Genomic DNA, 17,163 nt, shown 5'->3' with positions numbered 1-17,163 from the left:
TATCTCCAGATATAAGGAACGTTTCCATGTTCGATCTTTCCGGCCGCAAGGCTCTCGTCACCGGCGCATCGGGCGGTATCGGCGAGGAAATCGCCCGCCTTCTTCATAAGCAGGGCGCCACCGTCGGCCTGCACGGCACCCGCGTCGAGAAGCTGGAAGCGCTGGCAGCCGAGCTCGGCGAGCGCGTCAAGATCTTCCCGGCCAACCTGTCGGACCGCGACGAAGTCAAGGCACTCGGCCAGAAGGCCGAAGCCGAACTCGAAGGCGTCGATATCCTCGTCAACAATGCCGGCATCACCAGGGACGGCCTCTTCGTGCGGATGAGCGACGAGGACTGGGATGCCGTTCTCGAAGTCAATCTGACGTCGACGTTCCGCCTGACGCGCGAATTGACGCACCCGATGATGCGCCGCCGTTATGGCCGCATCATCAACATCACCTCCGTCGTCGGCGTCACCGGCAATCCGGGGCAGGCCAACTATTGCGCCTCCAAGGCCGGCATGATCGGCTTCACCAAGTCGCTGGCCCAGGAAATCGCCACCCGCAACGTGACCGTCAACTGCGTCGCACCCGGCTTCATCGAAAGCGCCATGACCGGCAAGCTGAACGACAAGCAGAAGGAAGCGATCATGGGGGCGATCCCGATGAAGCGGATGGGCACGGGCGGCGAAGTCGCTTCGGCGGTTGCCTACCTCGCGTCCTCCGAAGCTGCCTACATGACCGGCCAGACACTGCACGTAAACGGCGGCATGGCGATGATCTGAAACGACAAACCATCGGCATGGGGATAATTCCGCCAATAGCATGTTGAGCAATCACGAAGCGTTGATTTTCTGGCTTTGCGGCAGACTTAAACCATGTTAAGCGGGCCATGACTGTGAACAGTCGTCCCGAGAAAGCAGACGGACCGGCGGGCTTTTCGCAAGCCTCGGAAATCTCTGAAGCCGGGTAAACGAGTTTGCCGAGGATGTCTGAAAACATCGCAGGCTGAAACAGGGTAGGGGTGCCGCAAGGGCATTCCGATCAGGACATAAGGTCGAGGAAACCGACATGAGCGATATCGCAGAACGCGTAAAGAAAATTGTTATTGATCATCTTGGCGTCGATGCCGACAAGGTCGTCGAGAGCGCCAGCTTTATCGACGATCTGGGCGCCAACTCGCTCGACACGGTCGAACTTGTCATGGCTTTCGAAGAAGAATTCGGCGTTGAAATCCCCGACGACGCTGCCGACTCGATCCTGACGGTCGGCGATGCAGTGAAGTTTATTGAGAAGGCCCAGGCCTGATCCTGTAGATTCGAGAAAGGGCGGGCCTGGAGTTCGCCCTTTTCTTTTCGGCCTATTTCTCCATAGAACATAAGAGACGGGGGAAAGCACGCGATGAGACGTGTCGTCATCACTGGTACCGGCATGGTATCACCCTTGGGATGCGGAACTGAGGTGACGTGGTCGCGGCTGCTCGCCGGCCAGAACGGCGCCCGCCTCGTCACCGAATTCGAGGTCGACGACCTTCCCGCCAAGATCGCCTGCCGTATTCCGCTCGGTGACGGCGCCGACGGCACCTTCAATGTCGATCAGTGGATGGAGCCGAAGGAACAGCGCAAGGTCGATCCCTTCATCATCTTCGGCATGGCCGCCGCCGACATGGCGCTTGCCGACGCCAACTGGCATCCCGAGAGCGACGAGGATCAGATCGCCACCGGCGTGCTGATCGGCTCCGGCATCGGCGGCATCGAAGGCATCGTCGAGGCAGGTTACACCCTGCGCGACAAAGGCCCGCGCCGCATTTCCCCCTTCTTCATTCCCGGCCGCCTGATCAATCTGGTTTCCGGCCAGGTGTCGATCCGCCACAAGCTGCGCGGACCCAATCATTCGGTCGTCACCGCCTGCTCGACGGGCGCGCATGCGATCGGCGATGCCGCGCGGCTGATCGCGCTTGGTGATGCCGACGTCATGGTCGCCGGCGGCACGGAATCGCCCGTCAGCCGCATTTCGCTCGCAGGCTTTGCCGCCTGCAAAGCGCTGTCGACCCAGCACAACGACGATCCGCAGAAGGCCTCGCGCCCCTATGACCGCGACCGCGACGGCTTCGTCATGGGCGAAGGCGCCGGCATCGTCGTGCTCGAGGAACTGGAACACGCCAAGGCGCGTGGCGCCAAGATCTATGCCGAAATCGTCGGCTACGGCCTGTCGGGAGACGCCTATCACATCACCGCGCCCTCCGAAGACGGCGAGGGCGCCGGCCGCTGCATGGCGATGGCGCTGAAGCGCGCCGGGCTGACGCCGGCCGATATCGACTACATCAACGCCCACGGCACTTCGACCATGGCCGACACGATCGAACTCGGAGCGGTCGAGCGGCTGGTCGGCAATGCGGCGTCGAAGATCTCCATGTCCTCGACCAAGTCGGCGACCGGACACCTGCTTGGCGCTGCCGGCGCCATCGAGGCGATCTTCGCCACGCTGGCCATCCGTGACAATATCGCGCCGCCGACGCTCAATCTCGACAATCCCGAACGCGAGACGGCGATCGATCTTGTTCCGCACAAGGCTCGCGAGCGAGAAATCAACGTGGCCCTGTCCAATTCGTTCGGATTCGGCGGCACGAACGCATCGCTCGTGCTGCGCCGTTACGCGCAGTAAAAGGGCCCGCCATAGCAGGCGCGCTGGAGTTGAACGACCGGCAACGGCTTCGTTGAACTCTGGCAGAACCTGTTTTTGCCGCATTGCTTCGCGAAATAGCGGAATGAGGGCCAAGTTTTAGAGGATTGCCGGTGAGCGATACGACGAACCAGAGCAACGACAGCCAGGCGCAGAAGGGACCGATCATCCCGAAGTCGCCGAACGAGGCCCTGCGTCCGGAACGTGTTCCGGAGCCGCCGAAGCGCTCGAAGAACGCGCGCAGCCAGATCGTCCTCTTTCTGAACTTCATCATGACGATGGCGGTCCTGGTCTGCGTCGTCGCGGTCATCGCCTTCTACTACGCGACATCGACCTATCAGAGCCCGGGTCCGCTGCAGACGAACACCAATTTCATCGTCCGCAACGGCGCGGGTCTCGCCGAAATCGCTTCGAACCTCGAGCGCAATGCGATCATCTCCGATGCCCGCATCTTCCGATATCTGACGGCGACGCATCTTTCAGCCGGCGAGAGCCTGAAGGCCGGCGAATACGAGATCAAGGCGAAAGCCTCCATGAGCGATATCATGGAGCTGCTGAAATCGGGCAAGTCCATTCTCTATTCGGTTTCCTTCCCTGAAGGCCTGACGGTTCGCCAGATGTTTGACCGCATGCTGCAGGATCCGGTCCTGGAAGGCGACCTGCCGGCCGCACTGCCGGCCGAAGGCAGCCTGCGTCCTGACACCTACAAGTTCTCGCGCGGTACCAAGCGTTCGGAAATCATCGAACAGATGGCGGCGGCACAGCAGAAGCTCGTCGATCAGGTCTGGGACAAGCGTGATTCCTCGCTGCCGCTGCGATCCAAAGAGGAATTTGTCACGCTCGCCTCCATCGTCGAGAAGGAGACCGGCGTTCCCGACGAACGTGCCCATGTCGCCTCCGTTTTCCTGAATCGGCTTGGCAAGGGCATGCGCCTGCAGTCCGATCCCACGATCATCTACGGGCTCTTCGGGGGCGAGGGAAAGCCGGCCGACCGACCGATCTACCAGTCGGACCTGAAGCGGGACACGCCCTATAATACCTATGTCATCAAGGGCCTGCCGCCGACGCCGATCGCCAATCCCGGCAAGGATGCGCTGGAAGCCGTCGCCAACCCTTGGAAAACCCAGGATCTCTATTTCGTCGCCGACGGCACTGGCGGCCACGTTTTCGCCGCGACGCTCGAAGAGCACAATGCCAACGTCAAGCGCTGGCGCAAGCTCGAGGCCGACAAGGGTTCGGATCCGAACATTGCGGTCGACGGCCAGCCGGAAGAGCAGCCGGGCGAGAACGGCGCGACTGTCGTGCCGCCGAAGAAAAAGAAGATCAACTGACGGATTTCGGGAGGCTCGCATGGCTTTGCAGTCCATGACCGGTTTTGCGCGGCGTGAGGGAACGAGCGGCCGCTGGCGCTGGGCATGGGAATTGCGCTCGGTCAATGGCAAGGGCTTCGACCTGCGCCTGCGGCTGCCGCCCGGCCTTGAACGCATGGAGGCGGAGGTCCGCCGCATTGCCGGCGAAAGTTTCAGCCGCGGCAACCTGCAGGCCTCGCTCTCGGTCACTGCCGACGAGAACCGTTTCGAGGCGGTGCTGAACAGGCAGGCGCTTGCCGCCGTGCTTGCCATGCGCGAGCAGCTGGTGGACGTGATCGATCCGGCGCCGCTGAAGCTCGATACGTTGCTTCTGGTGCGCGGCATCGTGGAGTTCCGCGAGGGCGAGGACGGCGAGGAGGCGCTTGCCGCCCGGGATGCCGATATTGCCGCCGGCCTCATGGGCGCGCTTGCCGACCTCCGCGCGATGCGCGAACAGGAAGGGGCGGCGCTCTCCCGCATTCTTCTCGATCATGTCGCAACGATCGAGGGCCTGACACGAACGATCGAGACGGATCCCTCGCGCTCGCCGCAGGAGATCGCCTCCCGGCTGGTGGCACAGGTCGCCTTGCTGATGGACGGCATGGCCGCGCTCGACCGCGACAGGCTGCATGCCGAAGCCGCGCTGCTGGCGACCAAGGCGGATCTGCGCGAGGAAATCGACCGCCTGAAGGCGCATGTCGCCGCAGCGCGCAATCTCCTGGTGAAAGGCGGACCTGCCGGACGTCGGCTGGACTTCCTTGCACAGGAATTTAACCGCGAATCGAATACCATCTGCTCGAAGTCGAATGCCTCGGCGGTTACCGCCGCCGGCATCGAGTTGAAAGTCGTGATCGACCAGTTCCGCGAGCAGGTCCAGAATTTGGAGTAAGACATGAAACCGGCGAAATCCTCGCCCGTGCAGATCGCCCGCCGCGGTCTGATGCTTGTCATCTCGTCGCCGTCGGGCGCCGGCAAGTCCACCATCGCGCGCACGCTGCTGGAGCAGGACAGGCAAATCGGCCTCTCCGTCAGCGTCACCACGCGCCAACGCCGCCCGAGCGAAGTCGAGGATGTGCATTACCACTTCAAGAGTGTGCGCGAGTTCGAGCGGCTGCGCGATAGCGACGCGCTGCTGGAATGGGCCGAGGTGCATGGCAATTTCTACGGCACGCCACGTGAGCCTGTGGAGCAAGCCATGGCCGAGGGCCGCGACATGCTCTTCGACATCGACTGGCAGGGTGCCCAGCAATTGCAGGAGAAGATGTCGGCCGACGTCGTCTCGATCTTCGTGCTGCCGCCGACCATGACGGAACTCCAGTCGCGGTTGCACCGCCGCGCCGAGGATTCCGAGGAGGTCATCCAGACGCGTCTTGCCAACAGCCGTGCCGAGATCGGCCACTGGCGCGAATATGACTATGTCATCGTCAACGACGATCTCAACGCTGCCTTCGACTCCGTCCAGTCGATCGTCAAGGCCGAACGCCTGCGCCGCGACCGCCGCCATGGCATGTTCGATTTCGTCCGTGGATTGCTGGAAGAGACGCCGTCGCTCTAAATTAAAAGCATATCGCGCCGAGCTGCGCAGCGGTTGAGGGCGCTTTAAAGGCTGTTTGCCAGAAGGCAGAACTCCTCGACGGACAACGTCTCCGCCCGCCGCGCCGGATCGATCCCGGCCTTGACGAGCAGACTCTCGCCGCCGAGTGGCTTCAGGCTCTGGCGCAGCATCTTGCGGCGCTGGCCGAAGGCGGCCTGCGTCACCTTTTCCAAATTGGCGACGGAGCAGGGGATGGGATTTTCCCGGGGCGTCAGATGCACCACCGTCGATGTCACCTTCGGCGGCGGCGTGAAGGCTTGCGGCGACACGTCGAAGGCCATGCGTGCCTCGGTCCGCCAGCCGCAGAGCACGCCAAGACGGCCGTAATGGTCGTCGTCCTCGCCGGCGACGATACGCTCGCCCACTTCCTTCTGAAACATCAGCGTCAGCGACTGCCAGAAAGGCGGCCAGGCTCCTGGCAGCAGCCAGTTGACCAGCAGTTGCGTGCCGACATTATAGGGCAGGTTGGCGATGATCTTGACCGGCCCTTCCGGCGCCAGGGGCTCGAAATCCGTCTTCAGCGCATCGCCTTCGATCACCTCCAGCCGGCCCGGATAGTGATCGGCGATCTCGGCGAGCGCCGGCAGGCATCGCCTGTCCCGCTCGATGGCGATCACCTTCCTGGCGCCGAGGGCGAGGATCGCGCGCGTCAGCCCACCTGGGCCTGGGCCGACCTCGATCACGGTCGTTTCTTCGAGCCCTCCTGCCGTGCGGGCGATCTTCTGCGTCAGGTTGAGATCCAGCAGGAAGTTCTGCCCGAGCGCCTTGCGCGCATCGAGGCCGTGACGCTGAATGACGTCGCGAAGCGGCGGCAGGCCATCGAGTGCTGCCATCAGCGGCGGCTTTCCCAAGTGCGGCCGAGCTGGAAGGCGAGCTTCAGCGCCGCAACGAGGCTCTGCTCGCGCGCCAGCCCTTTGCCGGCAATGCCGAAAGCGGTGCCGTGATCCGGCGAGGTGCGCACGAAGGGAAGTCCGAGTGTGACGTTGACGCTGTCATCGAAACCGAGCGCCTTGGCGGGGATCAGGGCCTGATCGTGATACATGCAGATGGCGACATCGTATCGCGCCCGCGCCTCGTCATGAAACATCGTATCGGCGGGCAGGGGGCCGATAGCGTCGATACCCTCGTCGCGCAGGCGCTCGATGGCCGGGCGGATGACATCCTCGTCTTCCCTGCCGATCGTTCCGGTTTCGCCGGCATGCGGATTGAGGCCGGCAACCGCGAGCCGCGGCGCATCGATGCCGAAGCGCTGCCTTAGATCTTCATGAGCGATCCGGCAGGTTTCCCTGACCAATTCGTCCGTCAGCGCCTGCGGCACGTCCCGGAGCGGAATGTGAATGGTAACGGGAATGGCCCTGAGCTTCGGTCCGGACAGCATCATGACAGGGGTCACCGGCCTGCCGGTTGCTCTGGCGGCGAGATCGGCGAGAAATTCGGTATGGCCGGGAAAGCGGAAGCCCGCCTCGTAGAGCACGGCCTTGGCGATCGGATTGGTGACGACTGCGAGCGCCTCACCGCCGATGACAAGCGATACGGCTTTCTCGATCGCCGCGATCGTGCCTTTTGCCGTTGCCACATGCGGTTCACCGGCCACGACCTCAATACCAACAGGCACGCTCATGACGGGCAGTGCATCGGCAAATATGCCGGTGGCCTCGTCGGCCCTGTCGATCTCACGGATGGAAACCGCCAGGTTGAGCTGGCGGGCTCGCAAGGCCAAGACATCAGGATCGCCGATCAGGAAAAAGGTGGGAGTCCGAGTTCACGCCGCCGGAGCCAGGCCATCAGAGTGATATCCGGCCCGATGCCGGCGGGATCGCCCTGGCTCAGCGCAAGCGGCCGTGAGAACGGTATAACCATCGTCGGTCAGCGATAGGCGATCTGCGCCTTCTTGCGCAGTTCATCCAGATATTTCTTACTGTTCTCGTTTTCCGGCGGACCATTCTTGGCGGCCTTGGACTTGTCGAGATCCTCCTGGCGGAAGACCATTTCAGCGGCCTGGTCGTCGGAAACCTGGCGTTGGCTGCAGATCGCCAGATATTCGACACCCTTGTCGGTGACGCGGGTGCCGGTCGTGTTGCCCTTGGCCTGCTCGACCAGCGGCTTCCAATCCGGCGGGATTTCGGGAGCGAGCATGCGGCCGAGGTCGCGCACGGCGACATCACGCATCGTTGCGGCAAAGACCTTTGCCTGGTCGCAGCCGGGGAATTTCGAGCGCGACGCCTCGGCCTCGCCCTTGCGCTTGCCGGTGATGGCTGCGCGCTTTGCCTGCGGGATGACGAAGATGATCTGCTGCAGCATATATTCCGTCGTCACCGGCTTCTGCTTGTTGTTCTGCATCATGCGCGAGACGAGATCGTAATTCGACAGCCGCGAGGTCGAGCCGTAGCGCGCATTGACGACACGCGGCCAGCTCATCTGCACGGCGATGAAGCCCTTGAAATGGTCGACGCCGACGCCGGCGCGGTCGAGGATCTGCGACATCTGCTCGACGGAAAGCTTGTTGCCGGCCGAAAAGCGCGCGAAAGACGCATCGACGTCCTGCTGCGAAACCGACATACGGACGCGGGCGACCTCCTGCCGCTTGAGCGTTTCGTCGATCAACTGCTCCTTGGCGGTTTTGGCGTCGGCCTTCGTATGCTGCAGGCGCAGGAAGGCCTGCCGCTTGGCGACATCACCGCTGGTGATGGCAGTGCCGTTCACCACGGCCTGCACTTCGCTTGCCGCCAGCGCCGGGCTCGCAAGGCCCGTCAGCAAGGCAAGTGCTGCGCCGGCGAGAAAGGCGGTTATGGCTCTTTTCGCGTCAATCATCTGTTGACCTCCCAATGGCGCCGCGAGACGGTGTTCGCGGCGTTCTTACCACAGTGCGAGACACGCGGAAATCGCTTCCTTCACGGCGCGAACCCCCTATGCCTCAGATATCGGCTGGCGGCAATGTCCTGCACAGGCTTACGGCGAAAGAATGACTTGAGGCCATGTTTACGCCGTCCGCCGTTAGTTGGAGAGGGTATCTGAACCGATCTTGATGTCGCCGAGCGTGCGGAACGTCAGCCGCGCGCCGATCGTCCAATCGCTTGCCGACTCGTCCTCGGAATCCCTGCTATCCGTATAGGCGATCGTGAAGATCGTGCATTCGTCCTCATAGGAAAGGCCGAGCGTCCGGCGGCTGATCACATCATTGTTCAGATCCCAGGCGATGCCGCCGAAGATCGACCAGTAGTCCTTGAACTTGACTTTGCTGCTGGTCTGGATCTCGTCATTGTCCTCGGCGAAGCCATAGGCCGGCTGGGCGCTGAGATGGGTGTAGGTCACCTGCGTCTGGAAGGTGTCGTTCTGGTAGGCCGTCGTCAGGTCGCCGCGCCGGAACTCGAAATCCTTCTCGTCGAGACGGTAGGAGGCGGCGACGGACACACCGTATGGCGTTTCGACGCCGCCGAGACCGACATAATCGGAGCGGTCGGTTTCGAGGCCCGAATCCGCGCCGACATTGACGAGGTCGTCGGTCGCGAACGAGTTCTGGCCGGCGATCTGGTAAGACTGGCCGAAGATGCCGTGCAGCTTGTAACCGCTGTCGAAAGTCCCGGTATACTGGACGCCGACATTGGCGCGGGTGCCGCCTTCAATACGGTCGTAGCCTGAGAACTTGTCGCGGTCGAAAAGCGACGTGGCATCGAAGACGAAGCTTTGTGCATCCTCGTTCGGCAGTCGGCCGGCGAGTTGCTCGTCGGGGCGGGCATAGATCTGCGCGATCGGCTCGAGGATATGCGTGCTGTTTTCCGTCGTCATCAGAATTGGATAACGCACCTCCAGCCCGGCGGTGAGCATCGAACGGGTGGCGGAATTGTCGTCAAGGTAATTGCCGGCGTAACCGGTCGGATCGTTCATGTTCAGCGCGAAAGCGTCGCCGCGCGCGGCCAGAAGTGGCGTGATCACCAGGCCGGTCGGCGTGACGTAGGTGCGTTTCCACTGAAGTTCGGCGGTCAGGCGCGACGTCTGGCCCTTCAGGCCGCGGAAGCGGTCGAATCCGTCGACGGTATAGAAGTCGTCATGCGTGCGCGAAATATTCGTCAGATTGACATCCGCGGACAGTTCGCCGCCTGCAAGCGGCTGGGGCGCTACATAATGATAATCGAGCGCGGGATAGACGATCGCCTGCTGTTTTTCGGCGGTGTTCGTGCGGTCGGCATCCTGGACGTCGAAATAAAACGCCCGCATGTCGAAATAATTCCGTTTGCCGAGTCCGGTCAGGTAGATCTGGTTCGTGCGATCCGTGCCACTGAGGCCGCGGAGCTTGTAGGTCTTCGAGAAATTGTTGTCGCTCTGCATCATGACGTCCCAGCCGAACGTCCAGCGCGGATTGATGCGGAACTCCGCCTTTGACGCCACCATGCCGCGCTGCTCGGCTTCGGCATCACTGGTACCGGAGCTGAAATTGCCCGGACTCGCTTGGTCGATGCCGGCGACGCGCAGGATATGCGTGCCGTTTTCGAAGCGCTGACGGAATTCGCCTTCGACGAGGAAGCCCTGGGCCGTGTAGCCGGTTGCGGTGACCGTCGCATCCATGCTCGGCGAGATCACGTAATAATAAGGAATGGAAAGACCGAAGCCGAGATTCTGCGACAGGCTCATCGTCGGGAACAGGAAGCCGGACTTGCGCTTCACCGTATTGTCGGGAACCTCGATGAACGGCACAAAGGCAATCGGGTAGCCGAGCAGCTCGAAGCGGGCCCGCTCCAGACGGATCGTATGGGTCTCGCCGTTCTGGATCACGCGCTTGGCCTTGACCTGCCAGAAGGGTGCACGCTTCGGATCCTCGGCGCAGGGAAGGCAGGCGGTGTAGACGCCCTTGTTGAGAATCATCTTCGTGCCGCCGACACGCTCGCCGCTTTCGGCGACGATACGCGTATTGTCGGCGGTCTCGATGCGCAGCGAGTTCAGGAACCCGTCGGCAAAATTGTCGGTCACGTCTAGGTTGTCGGCATAGATGCGGTTGCCGTCCGGGCTGACGAGCTCGACATTGCCGATCGCCATCATCCGGCCGGTTTTCTGATTGTACTCGACCTTCTGCGCGACCATTTTGTAGCCGCCATAGTTGATCTGCACGCCGCCGACCGCCGAGACGAGCTCGGCGTCACGGTTATAGACGAGTTCGTTGGCCGAAAGCAGAAGCTTGGCCCCTTCGGGAATCTTATTCTCGATATTTTGCTCAGGCGTGCTGGCCTGGCCGTAGGAGGCCGGGGCGCTGCCGAAATAGGAACATAGAGCCGCACCGACCAGCAGGGCAACCAGTTGTTTACTAAAATACTTGCGGTCGCCTACCGCCACTAGCCGTCCTCCTGATGAAGCAAAATAGTCGCGCCCAAGGCCAGCGCGACGACCACCGGTATCCAGGTCGCCACGAAGGGAGGCACGACTCCACTGCTTCCGAATGCTTTTACAAGCACGGTGATGACATAAAGCATGAAGCCTGACAGGATTCCACCCAGAATCACGGGGCGGGATTGGTTGAACCGGCTAAATTTTAGGGACACTGTTGCAGCAATGAGAGTCATGGCCACCAGCAGCAATGGCTGGGACAACAGAGAGTTGAATTGCGTCTCCAATGCCTTGGTCGAGATGCCGAAGGATTTGGCCGCCGCGATGCGGTTGGAAAGGTCAAAGAAACCAATTGTTTCCGGCGCTGTCAGCCGCTCCTGGACGAAATCCTGTTTCAGATTGGTGCGAAGTTGGACCGAAGCTTTGCGCAGCGGGATTTCCCCAGGCTTACGCTCAATGACACCGTTAAGCTGCCAGTAACCATCTTCCAACTTTGCCGTGGCGGCATCCTGTCTCAGAATGACTCGACCGCTTGAATCGAAATGGATCAACACGGCGTCAACTAGCTTGGTGCCGTTCTCCTGGACCGTCTGGGCGCCGATGATGACATCGTCGCGGCCGCTGATCTGGCGCAGCCACGGAATCTGCGGCGCCTTGCGCAGAACCGCGTTTTCGCCGCGCCAGTCCGATTCGACGAGCAGTGCCTGACGCTGTCCCCAGGCGGCAAGCGGGTTGAGCGCCGTCATCGTCAGCACGCCGAGCGCCAGCGAGCCGGCGATGAAGGGAAACATGAACTGCCAGACCGAGATGCCGGCCGCGCGGGTGACGACGAGCTCATATTTGCGATTGAGCCCGATCAGCACCGTCATGCCGACGAAGAGCGCGATGAAGGGGATTGTCTGCTGCAGGATGAGCGGCAGGCGCACGGCGGTCATCACGATGCCGCCGCCGATGGTGTAGCCGGGCAGACCGGACATGCGGCCCGCCGTCTCGCTGAAATCGAGGAGGAAGGCGATCGCCGACACGCCGATCAGGAACCAGCCCGTCGTCGCCAGGTAGCGGCGAAAGAAATAGCGCGACAATGTCCCGAACATCATTGGGCAGCGCCCCCGCCGGACCTGCTGGTCGCGGCAAGCAGTCTTTCCTGCGTCCGTCTCCAGGAGGCCGATATCCGCTCCCAGATGAACGAAGGCATGACCAGCCGCTTGTGCATGCTGAGGAAAATGATCGAGACGATGCTGCTGACGATCGGGATGGCGTAGAGAACGGCGATATATTCCGGATCGGTGTCGATCTGGTTCGCCGCGTAGAAGGCAGCCCATCGGAACGCGAAGGCATAGGCGAGCGCGCTCACCATCGGATGCAGCCGTGCTTCGCGATGCGACCGCGCATCGCCGGCGATCGCCAGCGAAAACAGGGCAAAGACGACAGGCAGGATCCAGTCCGTCAGCCGCCGATGCAGTTCGGCGCGATAGCTCTGCGGCCGGATCGTAAAGTCTTTGTCGTTCGGATCCGGATTGAACAGGAACCACAGGTCGCGGTCGCTGGCTTTCAACGTCGCCTGACCGCGGTTCTCCGTCATGTCAGAGAGGTCGAAGGAATAGGAATCGAAATTGATGACCGAGACGTTGCCGTCAGGCGTTTTGCGATGCACCTCGCCGTCATGCATGATCAGCGTCGTGCCGGTATCGTCGACCGCGCCTTCCTTGGCGTAATAGATCAGCTCGTAGGCCGGGTCACGCTCGTCGGCGACGAACAGGCCTTTCAGCATGCGGCCCGCCAGACGCTTCGAGATCTGCACGTAGAGACCCTCGTCGATCTTGCGGAAGGTTTTTTCCTCGATCACCGAGGAGAGCAGATCGGCATAGGTTTCGGCGATCATCTGGCGCGCCACGGTCTTTGCCCGCGGCTCGACGATATTGTCGACGAAGAAGGAAAAGACGCTGATGACGGCGGCAAGCAGCAGGATCGGGCGGATCAGAATGCTGCGCCGTGCCCCGGCCGCGTCGATGACGGTCAACTCGGAATCGTTGTTCATCGTCGTCAGCGTCTGGGTGATGGCGATGACAAGCGCGAAGGGCAGCACGACAGGAATGATCGACGGCAGGATCATCGTCGCCAGCTTGGCGAACGAGCCGATCGACTGGCCGCTGTCGGTGACGAGGTTGATGCGCTGCAGCACCTGTGTCGTCCAAATGATCGCCAGGACGGGCAGGAGCGCCACGAGAAACATCTGGCCGACGCGCCGCAATATGTATGTCTCGAGTAGTTTCATGCCGGCCCTTGAAAGCACCTGCAGGCCCCAAACGGCTTGCAGGAGAATCCCTCTACGCTCTTTGTCGCGCTTTTGCGACAAGCAGGTGTCAAAAATTCATTCAAATTTCAGAATTTTTTTGGCTCTGTTGCGACTCAGTTAACGCCAGCAGCGCTGCGAAGACGACAAGCGAGGACAGCCATCCGAGCGTCACATCGGAGAGATAATGCGCGCCGAAGGATAGCCGCAAGGCCGGCGTCAGGATCGAGATCGCGGCGACCGGCGGTACCAGCACGTAGCGCAGCGATTTCGGAACGAAGAGCAGCAGGCAGAGCAGCCAGCCGGCGCTCGCCGCCTCGCCGGAGACGAAGGAGCAGTTTGAAACGCATTTGCCGGCAAGCGAACCGGCCTCGACGAAATGCAGGGCGCCGCCGAAAATATCCGTCTGCACCGGCCGCGGCCGGCCCCAATGTTCCTTCAGGATGACATTGACGAGCAGCACCGGCCCGATCAGCAGCGTTCCGAGCGCGACTTTGAGCTTGCGCGCCCGCTCGGCGTTGAAGGTTGCGCCGTGCTGCTGGTAGCATTCGATGAGTTTCCACGCCATCACGATCGCCACGACATAGGGGAGGCGGAAGAAGATGGTGCGCAGCAGGTCGAAGTTCCCCGAGTCGCGATAGGGAAAGCCGCCGCAGATGCTTCCGGCAGCGACCGTCGCGTCGCAATCGGTGCTCACGAAAAAAAGCTGGGAAAAATAGATGTCGATCCCGGGGAAGGCGCGGAAGACGATCAGCAGCGCCCACCACGCCCAGAACAACAGCATGAATGCGCCGAAAGTCGTCTTCGGCAGGCGGATCACCGGGCCCCGCCATCGATTTTTCGAAAAAACTGTCAACGCGAATATCTACGAAACTGACGAAAACATGTGGGCCTGGACGGCCGCGGGCGACCATAACAAGTGTCGCAAGCCATTGACAGACCCGACAAACGCGAAATTATCCGCCAGGGACGGATTTCAGAGAATCCCAGCGGAGAAGACATGTCAGCAAAGTTTGAAATTTCATTCTCGAAGTCGGCGAAGCTCCATGGCGGGCTGGCGATCCTGTTGAAGACTGCGGAGGCCGACGGCGCCGCAGGCGCTGAAACGGCCGATCCGGCAGGCGTGATCGCCAAGGCTGCGAAGATCGCGCGATTCTCCGGAAAATCCATGGCCGCGCTCGATATCGTCGCCCCGGAAGGTGCGCCGGTCGAACGCATCGTCGTCCTCGGGCTTGGCAAGGCTGCCGAACTCACCGCCCATGACTGGCTGAAGGCCGGCGGTGCTGCGGCATCGAAGATCAAGAATACGGACAAGGCTGCCATCTTCATCGACGTGCCCGGCCTGGCGACGGACGCGCGCGCGGCCGCTGATTTTGCGCTCGGCATGCTGCTGCGGGGCTACAGCTTCGATGCCTATAAGACAAAGAAGAATGACGACGAGGAGAAACCGGCGAAATCCGTCAAGGTGACGATCGTCACCGCGGATGCGACCGGGGCCAAGAAGGCGTTTTCCGATTCCGAAGCGATCGCAGCCGGCGTCAATCTTGCCCGTGACCTTGTCAACGAGCCGCCGAATGCACTTGGCCCCGTCGAATTCGCCGCCAGGGCAAAGGAGCTGGAAAAGCTCGGCGTCGACGTGGAAATCCTGACCGAGAAGGAAATGCGCCGTCTCGGCATGGGCGCCTTGCTCGGCGTCGCCCAAGGCTCCGTACGCCCGCCGCGCCTGGCGGTCATGCAGTGGAAAGGCGGCAAGGGCAAGGATCGTCCGATCGCCTTCATCGGCAAGGGCGTCGTTTTCGATACCGGCGGCATTTCGATCAAGCCGGCCGCCGGCATGGAAGACATGAAGGGCGATATGGGCGGCGCCGCCGCCGTAACCGGCTTGATGCATGTGCTCGCCTCCCGCAAGGCCGCCGTCAACGCCGTTGGCATCATCGGCCTGGTCGAGAACATGCCTGATGGCAACGCCCAGCGTCCGGGGGACATCGTCACCTCCATGTCCGGCCAGACGATCGAGGTGATCAATACCGATGCCGAGGGCCGCCTCGTGCTCTGCGACGCGCTTTGGTATTGCAATGATCGCTTCAAGCCGCAGTTCATGATCAATCTCGCCACCCTGACCGGCGCGATCGTCGTGGCACTCGGCAATGTGCATGCCGGTCTGTTCTCCAATGACGATGAGCTCTCCGGCCAGCTGACGGCGGCCGGCCTTTCGACCAACGAGAAACTCTGGCGCATGCCGCTCGGCAAGGATTACGACAAGCTGATCGACAGCAAATTCGCCGACATGAAGAACACCGGCGGCCGCCAGGCCGGCTCGATCACCGCAGCACATTTCCTCAAGCGTTTCGTGCAGGACACGCCCTGGGCGCATCTGGATATCGCCGGCACGGCGATGGGCTCACCGCAGGACGAGATCAACCAATCCTGGGGATCGGGCTTCGGCGTGCGCCTGCTCGACGAGCTCGTTCGCACCCATTATGAAGCCTGATGACCGACATTCTCTTCTATCATCTGACCGAAACCAGGCTGGAAGACGCGCTTCCGCCGCTCATCGACAAAAGCGTCGAGCGCGGCTGGCGCGTCGCCGTTCAGACGCGTGAGCCGGCGCGGCGCGATGCGCTCGATTCGCATCTATGGACGTTCCGCGAAGAGAGTTTCCTGCCGCACGGCACCGACGAGGCCGATTTCGCCGAGGACCAGCCGGTGCTTTTGACGGTCACGTCGGACAACGCCAATGCGGCCACGGTGCGTTTCATCGTCGACGGCGCCGAGCCGCCGCCGGCAGCCTCTTACGAGCGTATCGTCTTCATGTTCGACGGTCACGATCAAGAGCAACTGGAAGCAGCGCGCGCGCAATGGAAGAGGCTGAAAGGCGAGGGGCATAACCTCACCTATTGGCAGCAGACGCCGGAAGGACGCTGGGAGAAGAAGGCCTGAGCAGGCCTCCAGAGTGGTCCTTGCTGTCAGGCTGACAGGCAAGGACCGCCAAGTGGCTCAATCGTGGAAGGCTTCGACGAATTTCCGCTTGCCGAGCATGAAGGCGTCGGCGACATGGCGCAGCGGCGCCAGATCGACATCCGATTTGCCGGCCTTGATGATTTCGGCGAAGCGACGGTAGAGCGAGGGATATTCCTGCTCCGGTTCGGCGAAGGTCAGCGTCCCGTTGATCGAAAGCTTGGCGCCGCCTTCGGCAAGCACCATCTGGCCGGTTGCCGTTTCGGCGACGATGTCCCAGCTCTGCTTGCCGGTCTGGCGCCAGTCGAATTCGGCGCGGACCGGCAGGCCGTCGGCATTGCGGAAATGAATGTCGGCGGCGATCGGCGCATCGCGGTTTTCGGGAAATTCGAGCACCGCCTCTGTGATGAAGATCGGCCGCGGCAGGATGTGGGTGACGATCGACAGCGCATTAATGCCGGGATCGAAAACGCCGAGACCGCCGGCCTGCCAGATCCATTCCTGGTTCGGATGCCAGTGGCGGACATCCTCTTTCCAGATCACATGCACGCTCTTTATCGTCGTCGAGGCAAGAAACGCCTTGGCGGCCTCGACCGCCGGCGCATAGCGCGAATGCCAGCTGGCAAACAAAGACGCGCCCTGCTTTGCGGCAAGCGCCTCGAGATCGGCCACTTCGCTCAGCGTCGCGCCAGGCGGCTTTTCCAGGAAGACGTGCTTGCCGGCGACGAGCGCCTTATAGGCGGCCTCGTAGCGGTACTGCGGCGGCATGCAGAGCGAAACGGCGTCTATCGAAGGCTCGGCGTCGAGCATCGCCTCGATCGTCGTATAGCTGTTGATGCCTTCGACCGTGCCGTGGCGGCTGGCCGTGGCGACGAGTTTGAAATCGGCGTTCTTGGCGATGGAGGGGAGGTGCTGGTCGCGGACGATCTTGCCGACGCCGACGATGGCGAGATTGATGGGAGACATGGTGTTTCGCTCGAACCTGTGAAAAG

15 protein-coding genes and 1 pseudogene are annotated in these 17,163 nt (G+C 61.9%); 8 read left to right on the top strand and 8 right to left on the bottom strand.

Annotation, left to right across the window (positions count from 1 at the left end; translation table 11 throughout):
• The first annotated feature begins 26 nt into the window (after window positions 1-26).
• The 6 genes from fabG (at window position 27) to gmk (ending at window position 5,565) form a co-directional block, all read left to right on the top strand.
• Entirely contained in the window at window positions 27-764 is a 738-nt protein-coding gene (gene fabG / locus MHI61_RS16175) for a 3-oxoacyl-[acyl-carrier-protein] reductase (RefSeq protein WP_097606383.1), read from the top strand.
• A gap of 286 nt (window positions 765-1,050) precedes the next feature.
• The gene (locus MHI61_RS16170; protein ID WP_239792696.1) at window positions 1,051-1,287 is read left to right on the top strand and encodes an acyl carrier protein; all 237 of its coding nucleotides are present in this window, start codon (window positions 1,051-1,053) and stop codon (window positions 1,285-1,287) included.
• A gap of 93 nt (window positions 1,288-1,380) precedes the next feature.
• Window positions 1,381-2,643 carry a beta-ketoacyl-ACP synthase II gene (gene fabF / locus MHI61_RS16165; protein ID WP_239792695.1) on the top strand — a complete coding sequence of 421 codons (1,263 nt, stop codon included), beginning with the start codon at window positions 1,381-1,383 and terminating at the stop codon, window positions 2,641-2,643.
• Window positions 2,644-2,774: 131 nt separating this feature from the next.
• Window positions 2,775-3,992 (top strand): endolytic transglycosylase MltG, encoded by a 1,218-nt coding sequence (gene mltG / locus MHI61_RS16160; RefSeq protein WP_222138514.1) that lies wholly within the window; start codon window positions 2,775-2,777, stop codon window positions 3,990-3,992.
• A 19-nt stretch (window positions 3,993-4,011) separates the two neighbouring features.
• The gene (locus MHI61_RS16155; protein ID WP_239792694.1) at window positions 4,012-4,899 is read left to right on the top strand and encodes a YicC/YloC family endoribonuclease; all 888 of its coding nucleotides are present in this window, start codon (window positions 4,012-4,014) and stop codon (window positions 4,897-4,899) included.
• A 3-nt stretch (window positions 4,900-4,902) separates the two neighbouring features.
• The gene (gene gmk, locus MHI61_RS16150) at window positions 4,903-5,565 is read left to right on the top strand and encodes a guanylate kinase (RefSeq protein WP_097580303.1); all 663 of its coding nucleotides are present in this window, start codon (window positions 4,903-4,905) and stop codon (window positions 5,563-5,565) included.
• A 44-nt stretch (window positions 5,566-5,609) separates the two neighbouring features.
• Here gmk and rsmA read toward each other — a convergent pair whose 3' ends face one another.
• From rsmA to lpxF, 7 genes and pseudogenes are all read right to left on the bottom strand, one after another.
• The gene (gene rsmA, locus MHI61_RS16145; RefSeq protein ID WP_239792693.1) at window positions 5,610-6,437 is read right to left on the bottom strand and encodes a 16S rRNA (adenine(1518)-N(6)/adenine(1519)-N(6))-dimethyltransferase RsmA; all 828 of its coding nucleotides are present in this window, start codon (window positions 6,435-6,437) and stop codon (window positions 5,610-5,612) included.
• A pseudogene (pdxA, locus tag MHI61_RS16140) lies at window positions 6,437-7,464 on the bottom strand (4-hydroxythreonine-4-phosphate dehydrogenase PdxA). The gene rsmA and the pseudogene pdxA overlap by 1 nt, the downstream one beginning before the upstream one ends.
• 6 nt (window positions 7,465-7,470) lie before the next feature.
• Window positions 7,471-8,415 carry a peptidylprolyl isomerase gene (locus MHI61_RS16135; RefSeq protein ID WP_239792692.1) on the bottom strand — a complete coding sequence of 315 codons (945 nt, stop codon included), beginning with the start codon at window positions 8,413-8,415 and terminating at the stop codon, window positions 7,471-7,473.
• Window positions 8,416-8,598: 183 nt separating this feature from the next.
• A complete protein-coding gene (locus MHI61_RS16130; protein ID WP_239792691.1) occupies window positions 8,599-10,929 on the bottom strand; it encodes an LPS-assembly protein LptD in 2,331 nt (776 codons plus the stop codon).
• On the bottom strand, window positions 10,929-12,017 hold the full coding sequence (gene lptG / locus MHI61_RS16125; RefSeq protein WP_239792851.1) for an LPS export ABC transporter permease LptG: 1,089 nt from the start codon (window positions 12,015-12,017) through the stop codon (window positions 10,929-10,931). Before lptG ends, MHI61_RS16130 begins: the two co-directional genes overlap by 1 nt.
• A complete protein-coding gene (gene lptF / locus MHI61_RS16120) occupies window positions 12,014-13,195 on the bottom strand; it encodes an LPS export ABC transporter permease LptF (RefSeq protein ID WP_239792690.1) in 1,182 nt (393 codons plus the stop codon). Before lptF ends, lptG begins: the two co-directional genes overlap by 4 nt.
• 100 nt (window positions 13,196-13,295) lie before the next feature.
• Entirely contained in the window at window positions 13,296-14,069 is a 774-nt protein-coding gene (gene lpxF / locus MHI61_RS16115; RefSeq protein WP_239792689.1) for a lipid A 4'-phosphatase, read from the bottom strand.
• A 144-nt stretch (window positions 14,070-14,213) separates the two neighbouring features.
• Between lpxF and MHI61_RS16110 the strand changes: the two genes are divergently transcribed.
• Complete coding sequence (locus tag MHI61_RS16110) at window positions 14,214-15,704, top strand: leucyl aminopeptidase (RefSeq protein WP_239792688.1); 1,491 nt, start codon at window positions 14,214-14,216, stop codon at window positions 15,702-15,704.
• Window positions 15,704-16,153, top strand: coding sequence for a DNA polymerase III subunit chi (locus tag MHI61_RS16105; protein WP_239792687.1), 450 nt, complete (start codon window positions 15,704-15,706; stop codon window positions 16,151-16,153). Before MHI61_RS16110 ends, MHI61_RS16105 begins: the two co-directional genes overlap by 1 nt.
• A gap of 57 nt (window positions 16,154-16,210) precedes the next feature.
• Here the strand turns inward: MHI61_RS16105 and MHI61_RS16100 are convergent, their stop codons facing one another.
• Window positions 16,211-17,137 (bottom strand): Gfo/Idh/MocA family oxidoreductase, encoded by a 927-nt coding sequence (locus MHI61_RS16100; RefSeq protein ID WP_239792686.1) that lies wholly within the window; start codon window positions 17,135-17,137, stop codon window positions 16,211-16,213.
• Between the last annotated feature and the right edge of the window lie 26 nt (window positions 17,138-17,163).

The sequence above is a fragment of the Rhizobium sp. K102 genome, assembly GCF_022385315.1.
Lineage (GTDB): Bacteria > Pseudomonadota > Alphaproteobacteria > Rhizobiales > Rhizobiaceae > Rhizobium > Rhizobium croatiense.
Note: the sequence above shows the minus strand (reverse complement) of the source record. Positions and strands in the feature narration are given on the sequence as shown.

Bases quoted from the DNA above. Each gene is read 5' to 3' on its own strand.
- MHI61_RS16155 (WP_239792694.1), top strand. From the start codon at position 4,012: ATGGCTTTGCAGTCCATGACCGGTTTTGCGCGGCGTGAGGGAACGAGC.
- MHI61_RS16105 (WP_239792687.1), top strand. From the start codon at position 15,704: ATGACCGACATTCTCTTCTATCATCTGACCGAAACCAGGCTGGAAGAC.
- MHI61_RS16135 (WP_239792692.1), bottom strand. From the start codon at position 8,415: ATGATTGACGCGAAAAGAGCCATAACCGCCTTTCTCGCCGGCGCAGCA.
- lptG (WP_239792851.1), bottom strand. From the start codon at position 12,017: ATGATGTTCGGGACATTGTCGCGCTATTTCTTTCGCCGCTACCTGGCG.
- gmk (WP_097580303.1), top strand. From the start codon at position 4,903: ATGAAACCGGCGAAATCCTCGCCCGTGCAGATCGCCCGCCGCGGTCTG.
- MHI61_RS16170 (WP_239792696.1), top strand. From the start codon at position 1,051: ATGAGCGATATCGCAGAACGCGTAAAGAAAATTGTTATTGATCATCTT.
- MHI61_RS16110 (WP_239792688.1), top strand. From the start codon at position 14,214: ATGTCAGCAAAGTTTGAAATTTCATTCTCGAAGTCGGCGAAGCTCCAT.
- rsmA (WP_239792693.1), bottom strand. From the start codon at position 6,437: ATGGCAGCACTCGATGGCCTGCCGCCGCTTCGCGACGTCATTCAGCGT.
- fabG (WP_097606383.1), top strand. From the start codon at position 27: ATGTTCGATCTTTCCGGCCGCAAGGCTCTCGTCACCGGCGCATCGGGC.
- lptF (WP_239792690.1), bottom strand. From the start codon at position 13,195: ATGAAACTACTCGAGACATACATATTGCGGCGCGTCGGCCAGATGTTT.
- fabF (WP_239792695.1), top strand. From the start codon at position 1,381: ATGAGACGTGTCGTCATCACTGGTACCGGCATGGTATCACCCTTGGGA.
- MHI61_RS16100 (WP_239792686.1), bottom strand. From the start codon at position 17,137: ATGTCTCCCATCAATCTCGCCATCGTCGGCGTCGGCAAGATCGTCCGC.